Genomic DNA, 17,282 nt, shown 5'->3' with positions numbered 1-17,282 from the left:
AACCTCTCTCATTTGGGTGCAAAAAGCATGCGTTCAACCAGATCGCATAAGATGTGACCTAGCGTGATATGGGCTTCCTGGATCCGGGCGGTATCATCGGAAGGAGCTGTAAACACCAGTTGGGCACTGTTGGCGAGCGTTCCGCCGCGCCCGGTGAAAGCAATGGAAAATAAACCTTTTTCATTGGCCAGCTCGAGGGCCTGTATAACGTTTTGCGACTTTCCACTGGTGCTCATACCCCAGGCGATATCGTTTTTTTTACCCAGGGCTTGGATTTGCTTTGAAAAGATATCGTCAAACTGAAAATCGTTTCCTACGCTGGTCAGAATAGAGGTGTCGGTAGTCAGCGCAATGGCTGCCAAAGGTGGGCGTTCGATTTTATAGCGGTTAACGAATTCGGCGGCCAAATGTTGTGCGTCTGCGGCACTGCCGCCGTTGCCGAAAATGAGAATCTTGTTTTTGGTCCGCACGCAGTCTACCAGCTTTTCAGCCGCAAACTGAATCTTATCCATGTGCGCTTCAATAAATTGGCGCTTGACGTCAAGGCTTTCCTCAAGCTGCTGTAGAATAATGTCTTTCATTGTATTATCCTGCTCAACCCGCTGAACGTGTGGCCTTGGGTGAACTTTTCTTTTCGATTTCGCTTATCTCTTCGGATGCGTCTTTACCCAGTTGCTCGGCTTTTTTAAACTCAACTAAGGCGTCATCCAGACGGTTTTGCTTGCGATAAAGCTGGCCTAAACGGTACCGAAAAAGACCATTTTCAGGGGACAGTTGCACGCTTTCGCGACAAAACATCAGGGCAATACTAGGATCCTCCTCCTGCTCGGAAAACAGACAGCCCATTGCCGACAATGAAGCAGCATCAGAGGGATTGTATTTAATGGCCTTTTTGAAGGCAGTAATAGCGGCGTGCGTGTCGCCAATTTCGGTATAACATTCGCCTAGGTAGCGAAATGCCGCACTGGACGCCGGTTCGAGGGCGGCAGCCCGTTGCAGGAATTTTTTGCCGCTTTCAGGCTGTTTCATTTCCATCAACAGCCTGCCGGTTTGAAAAGTGATTTCAAACACATCCTGATTGATGGCATTGGCTTTTAAAAAAAGATCCAGCGCTTTTTGACGATCGCCGTTCAACATGTGGATAAACCCCATATTGTACCAGGCCATGACTTCACTATGATTCAATTTGACAGCTGAATTAAATTCCAGCTTGGCTTTTTCATATTCTCCGAGCAGGCCGTAGCAAACACCCAGACTGTTGTGAACATTGATGTTTTTCGGATCCAGTTTCAGGGCGAGTTGAAATTCTTCAATTGAACCGTTGATATCACCTTGGTCGAATAGTTGATCTCCGCTGATGTTTAGACTCACCGAATCAAAAGCCACAGCGCTGTTGGGCCCCAGAAATGCTGCGTGATTCAATGCCTTAAGCGCATTGGCGAGGATGTCAGCCGGTTGATAATTAAGGGTTGGGTATTCGGCGATACCAACGCTGACGGTTAAATCAGCCTTATTTTTTGATGTCTCTTGAAACTGCAGTGCCAGTTTCAAACAGCGGTCGCTGTTTTTCTGATCAAAATAGGCGCCGAACAATCCCTGGTTTAGCAATCCCCAAATGCCATTGTGCTTTTGACAAAAATTGTTGAATAATTTGGCTGCTCGTTTGTGGGCCACCGCCGGATCGGTTTTAGGCCTTTTTTCAGGAGCGGAAGTGTCGTTATCATCGATCTGGAAAATAAGACCGGCAAACAGCGTGGTCTGAGCCAGCTGCTCTAAAGCGTGAGTTAAAAACGCTTGCCCTGTCAGCAGGCCGGGATAAATGGATTGAATCGCCTTTTGAATGCTGACAGGAATGTGGATTCTCTTTTTTTGCAAGTTATCTGCTTCAGCCTTAGCGTGCAGAAAGTGTCGCGTGGATTCCCGGTTGTGATAGAGTTCAGTTGGGTAATTTCGCATATCAGGCTTTCATTATCCGATTTTTAAATGCCGTTTCAATTATCGCGACCTCGTCCATCTGGATGGTTCGCGGATCCATTACAAACAAGTCATCTTCAATTCGGCCAACAATAGGGGGATCGTTTTGGCGCATCATTTTTTCCAGCTTGTTGGGCGATACGCCATCGATTTGGACGCCAATACACAAACTGGGAAGCTCCATAAGCGGCAACGCACCGCCTCCGGTTTTGGAAGCGCGTTCCAGTAGGTGGATGTGCATGCGGGAATCATCGATTCGCTTCAGGCGCTCAGCTAATTCTTGGGCGCGGGCTTGGATTTCAGGCAATGACAGCATGATCATCTGCAAAGTGGGTATATTGCGTGCAGCCTTTGCTTCGTCACGGTACAGTCGCAGGGTGCCCTCCAATGCGGCCAGTGTGAGTTTATCAATTCGCAGCGCTCGTGTCATCGGGTTTTGCTTGATGGCATCGATGACTTTCTTTTTGCCGACAATAATGCCGGCCTGGGGACCGCCCAGCAGCTTATCGCCGCTGAAGGCAATCACATCGGTTCCGGTATTAACGGATTCCTGAACAGTGGGCTCTTTGAGCAGGCCGTACTTTGAAAAATCAATAAACGTGCCGCTGCCAAGATCCTCCATGACCGGCAGTTGGTGCGCTGCACCCAGGTCAACCAGCTCTCGCAATGAAACTTCCGCCGTGAAACCGACAACGCTGTAGTTGCTGGTGTGGACTTTTAACAGTAAGCCGGATTGCGGTCCGATAGCCGTCTCATAATCTTTCAGATGCGTGCGGTTGGTGGTTCCGACTTCTTTGAGAATCGCACCGCTTTTGGCCATCACGTCCGGCACCCGGAAGGACCCACCGATTTCAACGAGTTCACCGCGGGAGACAATCACTTCTTTATCTCTAGCCAAGGTATCCAGGCTCAAAAGAACCGCACCGGCATTGTTGTTAACGGCTAAAGCTGCCTCTGCCCCGCTGATTTCACAGATCAACGCTTCGACATTGCTGTAGCGCGACCCCCTTTTGCCTGCCGCCAGATCGTATTCCAGATTAGAATAACGGCCGGCAATCGCCAAGAGGTTGTCAATTACCTCAGGCGCCAGCAAAGAGCGGCCCAAATTGGTATGGACCACAATCCCGGTTGCATTGATCGTGCGTTTGAGGTTCGGCGTCATGGCTTTGCGAACCGCCTGTGCCACCGCATCTGTCATTTGCTTATCTGACACGCTGTTTTGGTCTATCGCAGAATCCTTGTCGAGGATTTGTTGTCGTTTGCGAGCGATGACATCACGAATTGAATTGACAACCACCGAATGTGGAATGCTTTCAAAGAATGCTTCTTTTGAAACCAGGTCTAGCAGGTAATCCACACCTGGTAGCTTGCGCAACAGCGCCTGTTGATCCGGCGCAATGGCCACCAATTTTTTCTTTTGTGATTTTGCTTTTGTCATGATGTGATTCCGAATTTAGAGCATGTTACGCATTTTATGCGTCTGCCATCAATGCCAATTCAGGTGAAGATTCCAGCACCTTTATCGGGATTTGGTCAATAATTTGCGGAAAATCAGAAAGCGACAATCCAATCACGCCCATCCGTCTGGCAAGGTCGTCGGTGTTTAATCGTTCCAGTTCCAGCCCGGTATGAAATCTGCTCATGAGAAGATCAGCCAGATAAACAGTATGGACGAGTGGCTTGTGTTGGGTCGCCTTATCGGGATAATGATGATGGCGTATGGCTTCCACCAAAGATTCTGGAAAAGACCAATTCAGTGCGAGCTCTGCGCCGACCTCGGTATGATCGGTTCCCAGCACTTGTCTTTCAACCTCGGAGAAATTTTTTTCACCCTGAATAAGTTCACGGTAAAAGAGCGGAAAGCCGGCGTGGATAAATTGATCCAATGCCACCTTGCCGATATCATGCAGCAGTCCCGCCATATAGGCTGTTGATGGGTCTGCCCGGCCGGTCAAAGTCGCCAGTTTTTCAGCAATGACCGCTGTGCCGATCGCATGATGGTAAATGCCGCCCTTGCACAGTGAATAACCCCAACCGATCTGATTAAAGAAGTTGTTCAAGGAGGCCGAAATGACAAACTTTAGCAACAGATGTTGACCCATCATTACCAGAGCGTGATCCAGAGACTCGATCCTTTTGTGACGGGCAAACATGACGGAGTTGCAAAGCTGCAGTGTCCTGGCGCTGATCACCTGATCCTTTCGGATTTCATCGGTTATCGTTTTGATTTCATACTGGTCAGAATGGATGATGCGCATTATTTTTAATGCAATTTGCGGTACGGGCTGTAATTTTTTTATCGAATCGGAGATTTCCCGGCGCTCAGGTATGTTAATATCGGCATCGCCTGAAAGCTTGTCAAACCCTGCCGGCTCAATGCAAAATTCGCCTGTGTCCAAATCCAGCTCAAGCCGGCAGGTGAAAAACCCACCGGTTTCCAATTTATCAACTGTTATATTTTCGGCGGCTATCAACTGCATGACCCGTTCGGTGGTGCGCCCGCCAATATCCATTTCAAGGTCGGTATCACTTAACGGTCCCACCAGCGCACCGCCGGCGATGCAGGCTTTCAGGTTCCCAGCCGTAGCGCCGTCTTTGTACAAAGCGTGAACAAAAGGCGGAAAGCCGGTAGATGCATATTTTTCAGGTTGAAAGCTTTCGTCCGGGGTTGCAGGTTCCGGAAGCAGCAGATGAATTAAGCCACCGACACCGGCAACCGCATCATAAAGCGCTACGCCGACACACGTTCCCAGATAGGCTTCCAGTACCAAGGGCTGTTGGCCATCCACACGGTAGCTTCCGGCGGCGACATGGTATCGATTTTTTTCTTGCATCAGGCTCTTCGTCTCACTTGAACGGCTGCATGTGTATTTGATATTTATCTGTAAATATTCAAAATTTATCATATATCATTATAAAGTCAATTGTTTCAATACAATTATAGACACCTCATGTGCGAGTCGCTCAATTTACTTTATGATGCAAATCATATAAGATGTGAGTAAGATAAAGGTTTCAGGTTTCAGTGTTCTGGTGTCAGTCCTTCTATTCGTCCCTGACACCTGAAACCCGACACCTGAACCGCCAACTGCGGTACTTTAGACCCTGACACCCGCCTGCGCGGACGTAGCCGCTACGGCGCGGCGAAGGCCCGACACCTGAAACCCTAATAGAATTAGAGAGCCCCAACTTTTGTGAGCGTTTCATAAGAACATTAGGAGATGCAATGCAAAATATACTGGTAACCGGCGGCTGTGGCTTCATTGGAACAAATTTCATTTATTATATGCTGTCACATCCAGAATTCAATGGTCGCATTATCAATGTCGATAAACTGACCTATGCCGGCAATCTGGATAATCTGGCGGCTGCCCAAAAACAATTTTCAAATCGCTATGTATTTGTGCAGGCCGATATTTGTGATCAGCAGGCGCTAAAGACCGTATTTGAACGCTATGCGGTGGATGCCATCTGTAATTTTGCTGCTGAATCGCATGTCGACCGCTCGATTGTAGCGCCGGATGCCTTCATCAAAACCAATATTGAAGGTACGTTTTGTCTGCTGGAATTGGCCCGTCACCATCAACACCAGCTGAAACTGTTCCACCATGTCAGCACCGACGAGGTCTATGGCTCACTGGGCCTGGAAGGTCATTTTACCGAACAAACCCCTTATCGGCCCAACAGCCCTTATTCAGCTTCCAAAGCCTCTTCCGATCATCTCGTCAGAGCGTACTTTAAAACCTTTGGCCTGCCAGTGACGATTTCCAATTGCTCCAATAATTACGGGCCTTACCAGTTTCCCGAAAAAATGATTCCGCTGATGATCATCAATGCACTGGAGGGCAAGCCGCTACCGGTTTACGGCCAAGGGCAAAATGTAAGGGACTGGCTATACGTTACGGATCACTGCCAGGCCATTTGGAAGATTATGCAGGCCGGCACCCGGGGGGAGATGTACAATATCGGGGGACGCTGCGAAATGGCCAACATCGATTTGGTGGAGCGTATCTGCGATCTACTCGATGAGCTCGTCCCGCGACCTGATGCATTTCCGCGGCGCGATCTGATTACCTTTGTCGAAGACCGACCCGGTCATGATCTGCGATACGCCATCGATTTCAGCAAGTTGACAGATGAACTGGGCTGGCTGCCGGCGGAAACCTTTGATAGCGGTATCCGAAAAACCATTCAATGGTATTTGGATCATCAGTCTTGGGTGGATCAGATCAAGAGCGGCACTTACTATCAGCGCTGGATGAAGCAGCAATATGGGAAAGGGTAAAAAATCCCTTGGAGTATTGGCGTAATGGAGTTTTGTATGTACTGTTTGATTTTTTGGTGTCCTTCATTTTACCATTACTCCAGCACTCCAGTACTCCATTACTCCTGCAAAAAGTGATCGGCTTCATATTGTAAAAAGAAATGCTCACGAATGAAACAAGCTAAAGACCGGATAATATTTCCCCTGGATGTGGCCTCAATTGCAGAAGCCAAGAGCTTTATTGAGCTATTGGCCGGAAGCGTGGGTCTGTTCAAGGTGGGGCTGGAATTATTTATTCAGGCCGGCCCGGAAATTATCGGTTTCATCCATTCACAAACTCAAGCCCGGGTATTTCTGGATTTAAAATTGCATGATATACCGGCCACAGTCGAACGGGCCATGGCGCGGATCGCAGATTTGGGCGTTGCCTTTGCCACGGTCCACGTGGGCGAAAGCCAGCGGATGCTGGCCGCAGCAGTCAAGGGCAGTGGCGGGCAGGTGAGGGTATTGGGAGTTACCGTTTTGACCAGCGTGTCAACCGAGGATTTGAAATCAGCTGGCTATCGTCCGGAATATTACAGCGATATGCAACAGACAGTCATGGAAAAGGCGGCTATCGCCCATGCCGCCGGTTGTGCCGGCGTCATCTGCTCGGGTCTTGAAGTCAGTTACATCAAAGATAAAATAGGTCATGCGTTCTTAGCGGTGACACCGGGAATTCGTCCGGCCTGGACCGTGACAGCCGAAGAGGATCAACGCCGGATTACCACGCCGGCTGATGCCATCAGCGCCGGAGCGGACTATCTGGTCATTGGCAGACCGATTCGGGATGCAAAGGACCCTGTAGAAGCAGCGAAACGCATTGCCGAGGAGATTGAGGGCGCTTTTTAGTTTTTACGCTTTTTAAATAATTTTTTAAAGATCATGTCATTTTCTTCAAGGCGCTATGATCGGCAAACCGCCTGTGGCCTGATATTTGGGATTTAACCGATATTTGTACCAGATCCAAAGGCCTGGGTGCCGAAATCCCAAATATCCAGGCCAATATCAACCATGGGGGCGGTATATCAGCATAGCGCCTTTCAGAAATTAACATGACCTTTTTTATGAGATATGCCGGGATACATTGAGCACCTGTTGGGCTTTAAAAAATGAGCAAACGGCATTACGGGCCAACCGGCTCAACCCATCAAAAAAGCAGGGCTCTTTCGGTCCCTGCTTTTTTATCGTTCGTTTAGGATATTTTTGAATGGTTTAGCGCACCGGAATGAGCATAATTTCAATGCGGCGATTTTGTTTGCGCCCCTCTTCATCCTCGTTCGAGGCCACCGGTTTGTAATAGCTGAAACCGCTGGCGGTGAGCCTTTCGGGTTCGATTCCGCCCTGCTCCTGTAAAAAACGCACAACCGCTGTCGCTCTGGCGGCCGACAATTCCCAGTTGGTGGGAAATTTCGCGAGCAGCGCTCCGCCGATTTTGACGTCATCGGTGTGGCCCTGCACGACAATCATCTGGTCGGCCTTATCCTTAAACGATTCGGCCAATCTTAATATGACTTCCTGTCCTTCGGGTTTGATTTTGACACTGCCTGAATCGAACAAAATTTTATCGACAAAAGTCACCATTAATTTACCTTCGATTTCCTGTATGCGGACGTCTTTGCTGGCAATCTGTGATTTTAGATTATTTTCAATTTCCTGTCGCGTTTGATCCAATTCTGAGATTTCTTTTTTTTGAACCTCAACCGTTGTTCTTTCCTTATCCAACTCCCGTTCCAACTGCGCAACCTGATTTGACAGGCTTTTGTTTTCTTGTTCCAATCTTTCACGCGTGGTATTTGCCTGGTTTTCAAGTTCGACGTATTTATTTTTAGAAACACAGGAGAACACCAGCAAAATACTCAAACTCAATGCGAAAAACATGAATTTTTTGGACATGATCAGCCTCCTTTAGCGGGTTTTTTAACAACGGATAAACACATTTGTGCTAAAAATTTTAAAGGGAAAATGGAAGTGGATACCATTTTTAGGTGCCCTTATAAGCAAAACAGGAATTTTTAGGTTTGTCAAATTTTTCGCAGGCTGTCTTGAAGGCTCATTTGGATGCGGTAGGGTAGGGTCGATTGTTAGAGGCCAGCACAGAGCATCTGGCAGTCTGGTGATGTTGGTCAAAATCAAAAACCCTGTTCTTCAGATAGAAAAACAGGGCCAATTCTGGCTTTTATTATTATTGGTGCGACCAGGTTGCTTTGCGGCAAAGTCAGTAGCGCAAGGATATTCCAAGTCATTGAGCGGTGTCAACCCTTGCGACGCCTTACGGTTGGTCGAATCCTTGCGCTGAAGTCGACCTTAACAACTTTGCCAAGCAGAAGTCAATGTGGCTGCCAAGTTTAATTTTGGATACCACTTTGTCCAGACACGGAGCCTACGGCAGCCGCCTTAAATTGAAGATGTTTTCAAAAATATTGCGTCAACGCCATTCAGAACATATGAAAAAAACGATACCCAAATATCCCCAGAACAAGGGCGCCGATCATTATAGCAAACAGCATCTGTTCGGTGCTAAATTTCTTCATGTTTCCCGGCCTATTTTTTTCGGGTCACCCCTATGTGCCCAAGGAGAACATGCGTGTCTTGCAAACGCTTATGACTGGCCGTTTTTATCCAATTCAAAAGCTGTGTGCAGCACGCGTACGGCCAGTTCGGTGTATTTTTCTTCAATGATACAGGAAATTCTGATTTCAGAAGTGCTGATCATCATAATGTTGATGTTTTCTTTGGCCAGGGCATTGAACATTTTGGAAGCAACCCCCGAGTGATCTTTCATACCGACGCCAATAACGGAGACCTTGGCAATCTTTTCATCGCCAAATACATCTTCAGCCTTAATGTCTTTGGCAATTTGGGTCTGCATTTCCATGGCTTGCTTAAAATCAGGACGCGGAACGGTGAACGTCAAATCGGTTTGTCCCCCTGCGCGGGTATTTTGAATGATCATATCCACAACGATACCGGCATCAGCCACCGGGGTGAAAATCTTGGCGGCGATTCCTGGTATGTCTGGGACTTTTTTTAAAGTGATGCGGGCTTGATTTTTATCATGGGTGACGCCGGATACGACCAGGCGCTCCATTCCGGAATTTTCATCGACTACCATGGTTCCCTCCTCCTCGCTGAACGATGATCTGACGTGCACCGGGATGTTGTATTTTTTGGCAAAACCCACGGAGCGGATTTGCAAGACCTTAGCTCCCAGGCTGGCCATGTTCAGCATTTCATCATAGGAAATGGCATCCAGCTTGCGGGCTTGCGGGCAAATGTTGGGATCGGCTGTGTAGACACCATCCACGTCGGTATAGATTTCACAAACATCGGCTTTAAGCGCCGCAGCAATGGCCACAGCGGATGTGTCTGACCCGCCGCGCCCCAGGGTTGTGATGTTGCCATTGGGATCGCATCCCTGAAACCCGGCCACCACAACAATATGACGGTCATCCAGCAGCTCCTGAATACGTTCGGCCCGAATATCAAGAATGCGGGCATTACCGTGGCATTGGTCGGTCAGGACTTCGGCCTGATGCCCCAGTAACGACTGGGCCGGATAATTCATCGATTTGAGCGTCATGGCCAGCAGGGCAGAAGTGGTCTGTTCGCCGGTGGCCAGCAACACATCCAGCTCCCTTTTGTCCGGTACTTGGGAAATGTCACTGGCCATACCAATCAGGTTGTCGGTAATACCGGCCATAGCTGAAAGGATAACGACCACCGAATTGCCTTGGTCATAGGTTTTGGCAACCCGGGTGGCCACATTTTGGATCCGTTCCAGGTCCGCAACCGAAGTGCCGCCATACTTTTGAACAATTAAAGCCATTTTTTTCGTGGTTTCTCCCTTCACCACAAAGAACACGTAGGAGCACGAAGATGATGACAACATTAAATTTCGTCTATAATTTTTGGTCTTCGTGTTCTTCGTGGTAGATGTTAATACGCTTATCTAGCTAGACGCCCAACTCATGGCTGCTATTATTTATCATCTAAAACTAGAATTCCAGAGCTTTTAGCAAATTAGCAGCCGGATGTCCATATGCAAATAGATCAATGCGGCGGGTCATCTCGCTTATGATTTTAAACTGTAGCTGTAGATAGTTCAGCAGCGTACCTTTCGATAGCTTTTCGGCCCATTCGATGGCGATGACCGCATCTGCCCGCAGAACTTCGTCCAAACCAATATCCTCCAGTTCAAAAGGGTCGTCAATGCGGTATAAATCCACGTGATACAGCGGAAAACGACCGGGGTATTCATTGATCAATGTGAATGTCGGGCTGGTAATATAGTACTGGTCAGAAACATCAAGACCTCTGGCCAGTCCCTGCACCAAGGCGGTTTTTCCGCTACCCAGATCACCGCTTAAGCCAATGGTGACCGGTTGCTGAATCAGTGCGCCCAGAGTTCGCCCCAGATGTTGTGTGTCTGCTGCAGAACGGGTAGATATCTGAATATGTTGTTCAGTCATGGGACTGTTTATCGTTATAGGTTATTCGTTATTCGTCTGAAACGTTTGACCGTTTTTGTCGTGGGCTCAAATCTAATAACCAATAACTTTAGGTTTGGTTAGCCCAGTATCTTTTTGATCTCCGCAGGAATGGCATACATGACGTCACCGGCCAAATAGCCGATGGGGCCCTTGGTATTTGCGAGGGTGTCGGCTGCGGCCCCGTGAAGATAAACGGCCGCATGGGCAGCTGCTTCCGGAGAAAGACCCTGGGTGATGAATCCGGCCAGAACCCCTGTCAGTACATCACCCATTCCGCCAGAGGCCATGCCGGGGTTGCCGGTTGGATTGATAAACGCAGAACCATCAGGATGGGCAATGACAGTTGCCGCTCCCTTCAACACCACATGCACTCCGTATTTGACGGCAAATTCCCGAGCGCACGCCAGACGGTTCTGTTGAACTGCAGCAGGCGTGCTTTCAATCAATCGGGCCATTTCTCCAGGATGGGGGGTTAGTACGGCCGGTGCGTCAAGTTTTTTCAACAAATCGGTTTGCCCGGCAATATTGTTGAGTCCATCGGCATCGATGACCAATGGAATGTTGGTTTCACGCATGATTTTTTCAACCAGTCTTCGGGTTTCAGGTGCCTGACCGATACCCGGCCCGATAGCCATACACGATTTGCCGACGATCAATGTCTGGATTTGTTTAAAGGCCGTGTCACCAAGGATACCGGGCCGGCTTTGGGGTAAGGGGGCTGTCATGACTTCCAACACCTGAGGCTCAACAACCGGGTTGAGGCTTTCGGCCACTCCCAGCGTAACCAAGCCGGCACCGGCTCGCATAGCCGAGATGGCGGTCATCGCGGCCGCGCCGGTTTTTCCGGTTGAACCGGCAACCACCAGCAGATGGCCGGTCTTGCCCTTGTGCGTATCTGACGCGCGCGACTGAAAATAGGTGCTGAGTTGTTCAGCGTCTAGCAGGTGCTGCTGTGGCGCAACAGCCTCGACAACTGCATCTGGTATGCCAATATCGATGATATCGAGCTTTCCGGTGTAATCGGCACCTGGATAGGTATAATGACCTATTTTGGCGAGCCCAAAAGTGGCTGTTGCCTGCGTCTGGGTGGATATCCCACAGGGCTGGCCGGTATCGGAATTTAGGCCCGAGGGAATATCAACGGCAAATACCGGTAGTCCAGTGCGGTTGATAAAATCAATAACGACCCTAAAAAAGCCTCTGACATCAGACGTCAACCCGGTCCCCAGAATGGCGTCCACCAGCAAGCCTGAGCGGGCGATCTCGGATTGGTGTGCCAAAAAAGAATTTTCGTCCGACACCTCGATAACAGGTACTTTGAGTTCTTCGAGACGTTTGAGATTGGTTGCGGCATCACCTTTGACGGCAGTGGTCTTGGCCAGCAGATAAACCGTTACCTTAACTTCCCTTGCCGCCAGCTCCCTAGCGATAACAAACCCGTCACCGCCATTGTTGCCTTTGCCGCAAATGATACTGACGCCATCTTCGATTTGATCGGCAAATTGGGTAAGCAAAACGAGTGCGGCGCCTTGCCCGGCAGCTTCCATGAGCTCCAGACCGGGGATCGCATGCACTTCGATCGTTTGACGATCCATTTCCTGCATTTCAGCTGCGGTGACAAGAATCATTTGAATCCCGATTGGGTTGATATGGTTCTAGATAAGCGAAGTATATAAAGTTAATGTTATTACGGACTTCAACCGGGCAACATAAAGCTAAAGGGCTTGTATCAGCTCTATCATCTCCTTGACGGCCTTTTCCATGCCCGTTAATATCGCGCGTGAGATAACACTATGACCGATGCTGAACTCATCAATTTTACCCAGGCCCTTGAATGCTTTAATCGATTTGTAACAGAGGCCATGTCCGGCTTTTATATTGAGATTGAGTTTTTGGGATAGCTTGACGGCGTCCACCATTTTTAAAAATTCCTGATGCCGTGTTTTAGATGTTTTGGCCTCACAATAAGCACCGGTATGAAGTTCGACAATTTTGGCATTGGTGCGATGGGCCTGCTTGAGTTGTTCGGGATCAGGGTCTATCAGAATACCGACGGGGATGCCGCTGTTTTGCAGGGTGTCAACGATTTCTCGGATCTCATCTCTGTTTATAACCAGGTCCAGACCGCCACCAGCACTGAATTCCACTCGTTTTTCGGGCACCAAGGTCACATGATCCGGTTTGATATCCAGCGCCATACCAACCATTTCCGTGGTGGGTGCCATTTCCAGAATCAGTTTGCTTTGAATCATTTGGCGCAGAATGCGGACATCTCTATCCTGAATGTCGCGACGGTCGCCCCGCAGGTGCATGGCGATGCCATCGGCGCCGGCTAGTTCGGCCATAAGTGCGGCGACTACCGGATCTGGCAAAGCGCTTTTTCGGGTCTCCCGCATGGCAGCCACAAGGTCTATTTTAACGGCTAATCCGGCCATTGACGAACCTCCTTCTTTACCAGGGTCATTTTTGATCCCTATACCTGAATGCGGCTCATTGATTAAGATGCTGCTTGCGATCTAATAAATTCGAAGACCTCTCTTGCCTTCTGCTCCATCTTGTGGGCTTCGGATTTGTCATTTTCATGGTCGTAACCCAACAGGTGCAATATGCCGTGGATGAGAAGCTGGTCAAGGTAATCCAGCATTTCCAGACCGGCGTTTTGGGCTTGCCGGTGCGCAGTTTCTACTGAAATGACAACATCGCCCAAAAGGTGAGGTGAGATCTCTGCAAACGGCCCCTCTTGCATGGCAAATGCAATTACATTGGTGGGACCTTCTCTGTTGAGGTATTGTTGATTGAGGCGTGCAATCTGTTGATCGTCAACGATAAGAATAGAAAGCTCTGCGTCAGGATAACCCAAGGCGTTTAAGATGGCCCTTGCTGTTTGCAGAATCGTCTTCTTTGAGATCCTGTGTTTGCCTTGCCTGTTTTCGATCTGAACTTCCATTCTTCGATTTCCCTTTTTCATTACCGTTGCCGGCTGCGCGGCCTTCGCTGTATTCGATGCGGTGATGATGGATGCCGTATAATATCTTGTTAAAGCTTTTTGCAATATTATGCAGGTCTTTGAGGGTTAATTCGCAGTCATCCAGTTGGCCGTCTGAGAAAACCTGGTTGATCAATTTTTGAACCAGCCCCTGAATTCTTGACGGAGTGGGGTTGTCCAGGGCACGCGTGGCCGCTTCAACCACGTCCGCCAGCATGACAAGGCCGGCCTCTTTGGTTTGTGGCTTGGGGCCCGGATACCGGTAATCATCAATATTGACAGCCGCGGCACCCTTTTTCTGTTTGGCCTTTTCATAGAAAAATTTAATGATGCTGGTGCCATGGTGTTGTCGAATGGTATCGCTGATCAATTGCCCCAGTTTATTTTCCTTGGCAATTTCAACGCCGTCCTTAATATGGGCAATCAGGATCAGACCCGACATGGACGGTGCCAGTTTATCGTGTCGGTTTTTTCCTTCGGTCTGGTTTTCAATAAAGTAAAGCGGTTTTCTGATTTTACCGATGTCATGATAATAGCCGCAGACCTTTGCCAACATTGGGTTGGCGCCGATCTCTGTAGCAGCAGCTTCCACCAGTGAACCGACAATAACCGAGTGGTGATATGTGCCAGGCGCTTCGATCATCAAGCGGCGCATTATTGGCCGGTCCAGATGTGCAAGCTCTAGCAGCGTAATATCAGTCGTATAATCGAATGCAATTTCAACCAATGGGACAATGCCGGCCGTCACAATACCGGCGCTGATACCCCCTAAAAAAGCGAACACCCAATCCCAAATCAATTTGGCCGTCGACAATTCTCCGGTATAGAAGTGGATGGCAGTTGCCAGCACAATGTTTAGCAAACCGAGCTTAGCACCGGCGATGATAAACACTTTTCTTTCACGGCAGCTTCGCAGCCAGTAAGCGGCCATCGTACCGCTGACCAAAAAATACAGAAACATTTCAAAACTATTCTGAAAAATTAGACCAAAGCCAACTGCCATTACCAGGGCCATGGGGACCGCTACGGACAACCCTAGAAACAGGCAGATGATCATGGCGGTTGACGTTAGCGGAATACCAAAATAGGTCGACGAACGGGGGATGGAGACAGGTGAATTCTGGGTTAGCAGTTCAGATAAGGAGACGGAAACCTCCGAGATGAAAAAAAAGGTCAGGGCCAGACTCGCGAGCAGTAGCAAATTTTTATTATGATAGTTGACCATCAACCCCTGCTGATTTAAATGCAAAATGTAGGTGGTCATCAGAAGACACATCAGCAACAGGGCCGCCCCAAGGCTGCTGAGCAGAATTTGTTCCTTCTGGGTCTGCGCCTGTAATGCTTCAAGTTTTCGCAAATCAAATTCAGACACCAGTGAGCCTTCTCTGAGCACCATTTCGCCGGCCTTGATTTTATATAGCACCGGCTTGATTTCGCCCGCTATTTTATTTTGCCGTTCCTGGGTCTCACTGCGGTTAAGGGTGATGTTTGGTTGAATCAGTTCTTGAACAAAGTCAACGACCAAGTTTTTCAAGGTATAGTCCAGATCCTGAAGGTAGGGCTGACTGATGCTTCGCACCATGGCCTTGGCTTGGTTGAGGCCGTAGAATTGGTTTAGATTGGCCACAAATTTCTCATTTTTTGTGGCGACATCTCTTAGGATAATGCCTTTGTCCTGTTCCTTTAGCAAAATTTCTTTGTTGGTAACAACGCCCGTAGATAAAATGGCATTTAGTATTTTTACGATAAGGTCGGCAACATCGCTGGAAAAGGCCTCATTGGCAAGGGCCTGGTAAGCCCCTTTGCTAACGCGGATACCGATGGTTTCTTCAAAATGGGCCTGTTTTTCCCAGATCAATACCTGCGTTGAGGGCTTGGTGTCACCCACCAGGATTTGGTCTGCTTTGGATTCGTTCCCCAATTCCTGGAGCTGGTTGCTTTGGGCGGATTCGATGACGGCTCTCAAATCATCAAATGCCTGCACTACATTGCGCATCAGGCTTTTGGCCATATTGGCGTCAAAATCATAAACGGTCAATACCTCGGCCATGGACTGCTGACGGTTTTTTTCAGTGGCAGCTTGGTCTTCAATAAAAAAATCACGGGATGCCTTGATATCCCGTTCAACCACATCTCCCAACTTATAACGGTGTTCTGTGATGACGAGGCTTGGATATAAGATGATAATAAATAGAATCACAAACAACACCATAACTCCCCAACGGATTCGGGTGTTGTTGTCCAGAAGTTTATTGATCGATTCTTTGCTTTTGTCGAAATTCATCCGTATTCAATCAGTTTTCAGCGGCAGGCATTGCGCTAAACCATAGACCGTGCCTGCTGCGTTTGGAAACCCATAAATGCTCAAAGGTTTGTAATTGAGCACTTGCGCCGTTTTCAGCGCGAATTTTGGTTTATATCGTTAGCGGCATTTTCGTTTTCTTTATCGGCATCAAGCTGCTCGTAAGCATTGATGATGTCCTGGACAAGTCTGTGCCGGACAACATCGAGTTTTGAAAAGAAAACAAATTTGAGGCCTTCGATACCTTGCAATATATTTTTGGCCTGAATCAAGCCTGATGTTCTTTGGGCCGGCAGATCAATCTGGGTAATGTCTCCGGTTATAACCGCTTTTGAATTAAAGCCGATACGGGTTAAAAACATTTTCATCTGTTCCGGGGTTGTGTTCTGGGCTTCATCGAGAATAATAAAGGAATCATTTAACGTACGCCCCCGCATGAAGGCAATCGGCGCTACTTCGATGGCACCTTTTTGCATTAAATGGGCGACTTTCTCAAAACGTATCATATCATGCAGGGCGTCATACAAGGGCCTCAGATAGGGATCTACTTTCTCGGCAAGATCGCCCGGTAAAAAGCCTAATTCCTCGCCGGCTTCTACTGCCGGCCGCGTTAAAATGATCCGATCAACAATACCCTTTGTGAGGGCTGAAACCGCCATCGCCATCGCCAGATAGGTTTTCCCCGTGCCGGCCGGACCGATGCCGAAAACAATATCATATTTTCGCATGGCATCAATATAATCTTTCTGAGCAGGACTTTTAGGGCTGATCGTCGCTTTTTTGGACGTTATGAAAACAGTATCCAAGAATATTTTTTTCAGATCGGCGCGGTCATTACCGCTGAGCACCCTGACAGCGTAATCAATATCATTGGCATGAATGGGATAGCCTTCTTTTAATATTTCGTAAAGCTGCTCAAGGACATTTTGGGCCAGACGCGCAGCGATGGCCTCGCCTTGAATGAATACCGTGTTGCCTCTGGCATTCACAGCCGTATCGGTTGCCTTAGCAATCCGTTTTAGATGGTGGTTGTGCTCGCCAAACAGTTGCTGGGCCAGATGGTTATCGGAAAAATCGACGGTTGTTTGTTTGTTTTCTGAAAGTGAATTCATCTGCAATATCATGACCGCTAAAGCGGTGTCTGAAAAACAGCTGCAAGCGGAATTAACCCCTTTAGTTGCGGGCCCTATTCCTATCACAACCTAAAATGATTGCAAGCTAGTT

The 17,282-nt window shown here is 48.4% G+C and carries 14 protein-coding genes; 2 read left to right on the top strand and 12 right to left on the bottom strand.

Going from position 1 to position 17,282, the window contains the following annotated elements; translation table 11 throughout:
• Nucleotides 1–8 precede the first annotated feature (8 nt).
• From QNJ26_11815 to QNJ26_11800, 4 genes are read right to left on the bottom strand one after another with little or no spacing between them, the layout of a single operon-like run.
• A complete protein-coding gene (locus QNJ26_11815; GenBank protein MDJ0986220.1) occupies nucleotides 9–581 on the bottom strand; it encodes a D-sedoheptulose 7-phosphate isomerase in 573 nt (190 codons plus the stop codon).
• A 13-nt stretch (nucleotides 582–594) separates the two neighbouring features.
• Nucleotides 595–1,956, bottom strand: coding sequence for a tetratricopeptide repeat protein (locus tag QNJ26_11810; GenBank protein MDJ0986219.1), 1,362 nt, complete (start codon nucleotides 1,954–1,956; stop codon nucleotides 595–597).
• 1 nt (nucleotide 1,957) lies between these two features.
• Nucleotides 1,958–3,412 carry an L-seryl-tRNA(Sec) selenium transferase gene (gene selA, locus QNJ26_11805; GenBank protein MDJ0986218.1) on the bottom strand — a complete coding sequence of 485 codons (1,455 nt, stop codon included), beginning with the start codon at nucleotides 3,410–3,412 and terminating at the stop codon, nucleotides 1,958–1,960.
• A 34-nt stretch (nucleotides 3,413–3,446) separates the two neighbouring features.
• Nucleotides 3,447–4,808 (bottom strand): HDOD domain-containing protein, encoded by a 1,362-nt coding sequence (locus tag QNJ26_11800; protein MDJ0986217.1) that lies wholly within the window; start codon nucleotides 4,806–4,808, stop codon nucleotides 3,447–3,449.
• Between the two features lie 392 nt (nucleotides 4,809–5,200).
• Here QNJ26_11800 and rfbB point away from each other — a divergent pair, with 392 nt between their 5' ends.
• Together rfbB and pyrF are read left to right on the top strand one after the other, a co-directional pair.
• Nucleotides 5,201–6,259: a dTDP-glucose 4,6-dehydratase gene (rfbB, locus tag QNJ26_11795; GenBank protein MDJ0986216.1), complete on the top strand. Its 1,059-nt coding sequence runs from the start codon at nucleotides 5,201–5,203 to the stop codon at nucleotides 6,257–6,259.
• A gap of 150 nt (nucleotides 6,260–6,409) precedes the next feature.
• Nucleotides 6,410–7,129: an orotidine-5'-phosphate decarboxylase gene (gene pyrF, locus QNJ26_11790; GenBank protein MDJ0986215.1), complete on the top strand. Its 720-nt coding sequence runs from the start codon at nucleotides 6,410–6,412 to the stop codon at nucleotides 7,127–7,129.
• Nucleotides 7,130–7,492: 363 nt separating this feature from the next.
• Here pyrF and QNJ26_11785 read toward each other — a convergent pair whose 3' ends face one another.
• The 8 genes from QNJ26_11785 to QNJ26_11750 all read right to left on the bottom strand — a co-directional run bounded on the left by QNJ26_11785 (nucleotide 7,493) and on the right by QNJ26_11750 (nucleotide 17,170).
• The gene (locus QNJ26_11785; protein MDJ0986214.1) at nucleotides 7,493–8,173 is read right to left on the bottom strand and encodes an OmpA family protein; all 681 of its coding nucleotides are present in this window, start codon (nucleotides 8,171–8,173) and stop codon (nucleotides 7,493–7,495) included.
• Nucleotides 8,174–8,879: 706 nt separating this feature from the next.
• Nucleotides 8,880–10,106 (bottom strand): aspartate kinase, encoded by a 1,227-nt coding sequence (locus QNJ26_11780; protein MDJ0986213.1) that lies wholly within the window; start codon nucleotides 10,104–10,106, stop codon nucleotides 8,880–8,882.
• A 169-nt stretch (nucleotides 10,107–10,275) separates the two neighbouring features.
• Entirely contained in the window at nucleotides 10,276–10,749 is a 474-nt protein-coding gene (tsaE, locus tag QNJ26_11775; protein ID MDJ0986212.1) for a tRNA (adenosine(37)-N6)-threonylcarbamoyltransferase complex ATPase subunit type 1 TsaE, read from the bottom strand.
• 98 nt (nucleotides 10,750–10,847) lie between these two features.
• Complete coding sequence (locus QNJ26_11770; protein ID MDJ0986211.1) at nucleotides 10,848–12,398, bottom strand: NAD(P)H-hydrate dehydratase; 1,551 nt, start codon at nucleotides 12,396–12,398, stop codon at nucleotides 10,848–10,850.
• 87 nt (nucleotides 12,399–12,485) lie between these two features.
• The gene (locus QNJ26_11765; protein MDJ0986210.1) at nucleotides 12,486–13,205 is read right to left on the bottom strand and encodes a pyridoxine 5'-phosphate synthase; all 720 of its coding nucleotides are present in this window, start codon (nucleotides 13,203–13,205) and stop codon (nucleotides 12,486–12,488) included.
• A gap of 62 nt (nucleotides 13,206–13,267) precedes the next feature.
• Nucleotides 13,268–13,642: an rRNA maturation RNase YbeY gene (ybeY, locus tag QNJ26_11760; GenBank protein MDJ0986209.1), complete on the bottom strand. Its 375-nt coding sequence runs from the start codon at nucleotides 13,640–13,642 to the stop codon at nucleotides 13,268–13,270.
• A complete protein-coding gene (locus tag QNJ26_11755; GenBank protein MDJ0986208.1) occupies nucleotides 13,617–16,040 on the bottom strand; it encodes an HDIG domain-containing protein in 2,424 nt (807 codons plus the stop codon). Before QNJ26_11755 ends, ybeY begins: the two co-directional genes overlap by 26 nt.
• Nucleotides 16,041–16,153: 113 nt before the next feature.
• Entirely contained in the window at nucleotides 16,154–17,170 is a 1,017-nt protein-coding gene (locus tag QNJ26_11750; GenBank protein ID MDJ0986207.1) for a PhoH family protein, read from the bottom strand.
• Nucleotides 17,171–17,282: the final 112 nt, after the last annotated feature.

It is taken from the genome of Desulfobacterales bacterium, assembly GCA_030066985.1.
GTDB lineage: Bacteria > Desulfobacterota > Desulfobacteria > Desulfobacterales > JAHEIW01 > JAHEIW01.
This window is presented reverse-complemented; position numbering and strand designations above follow the sequence as displayed.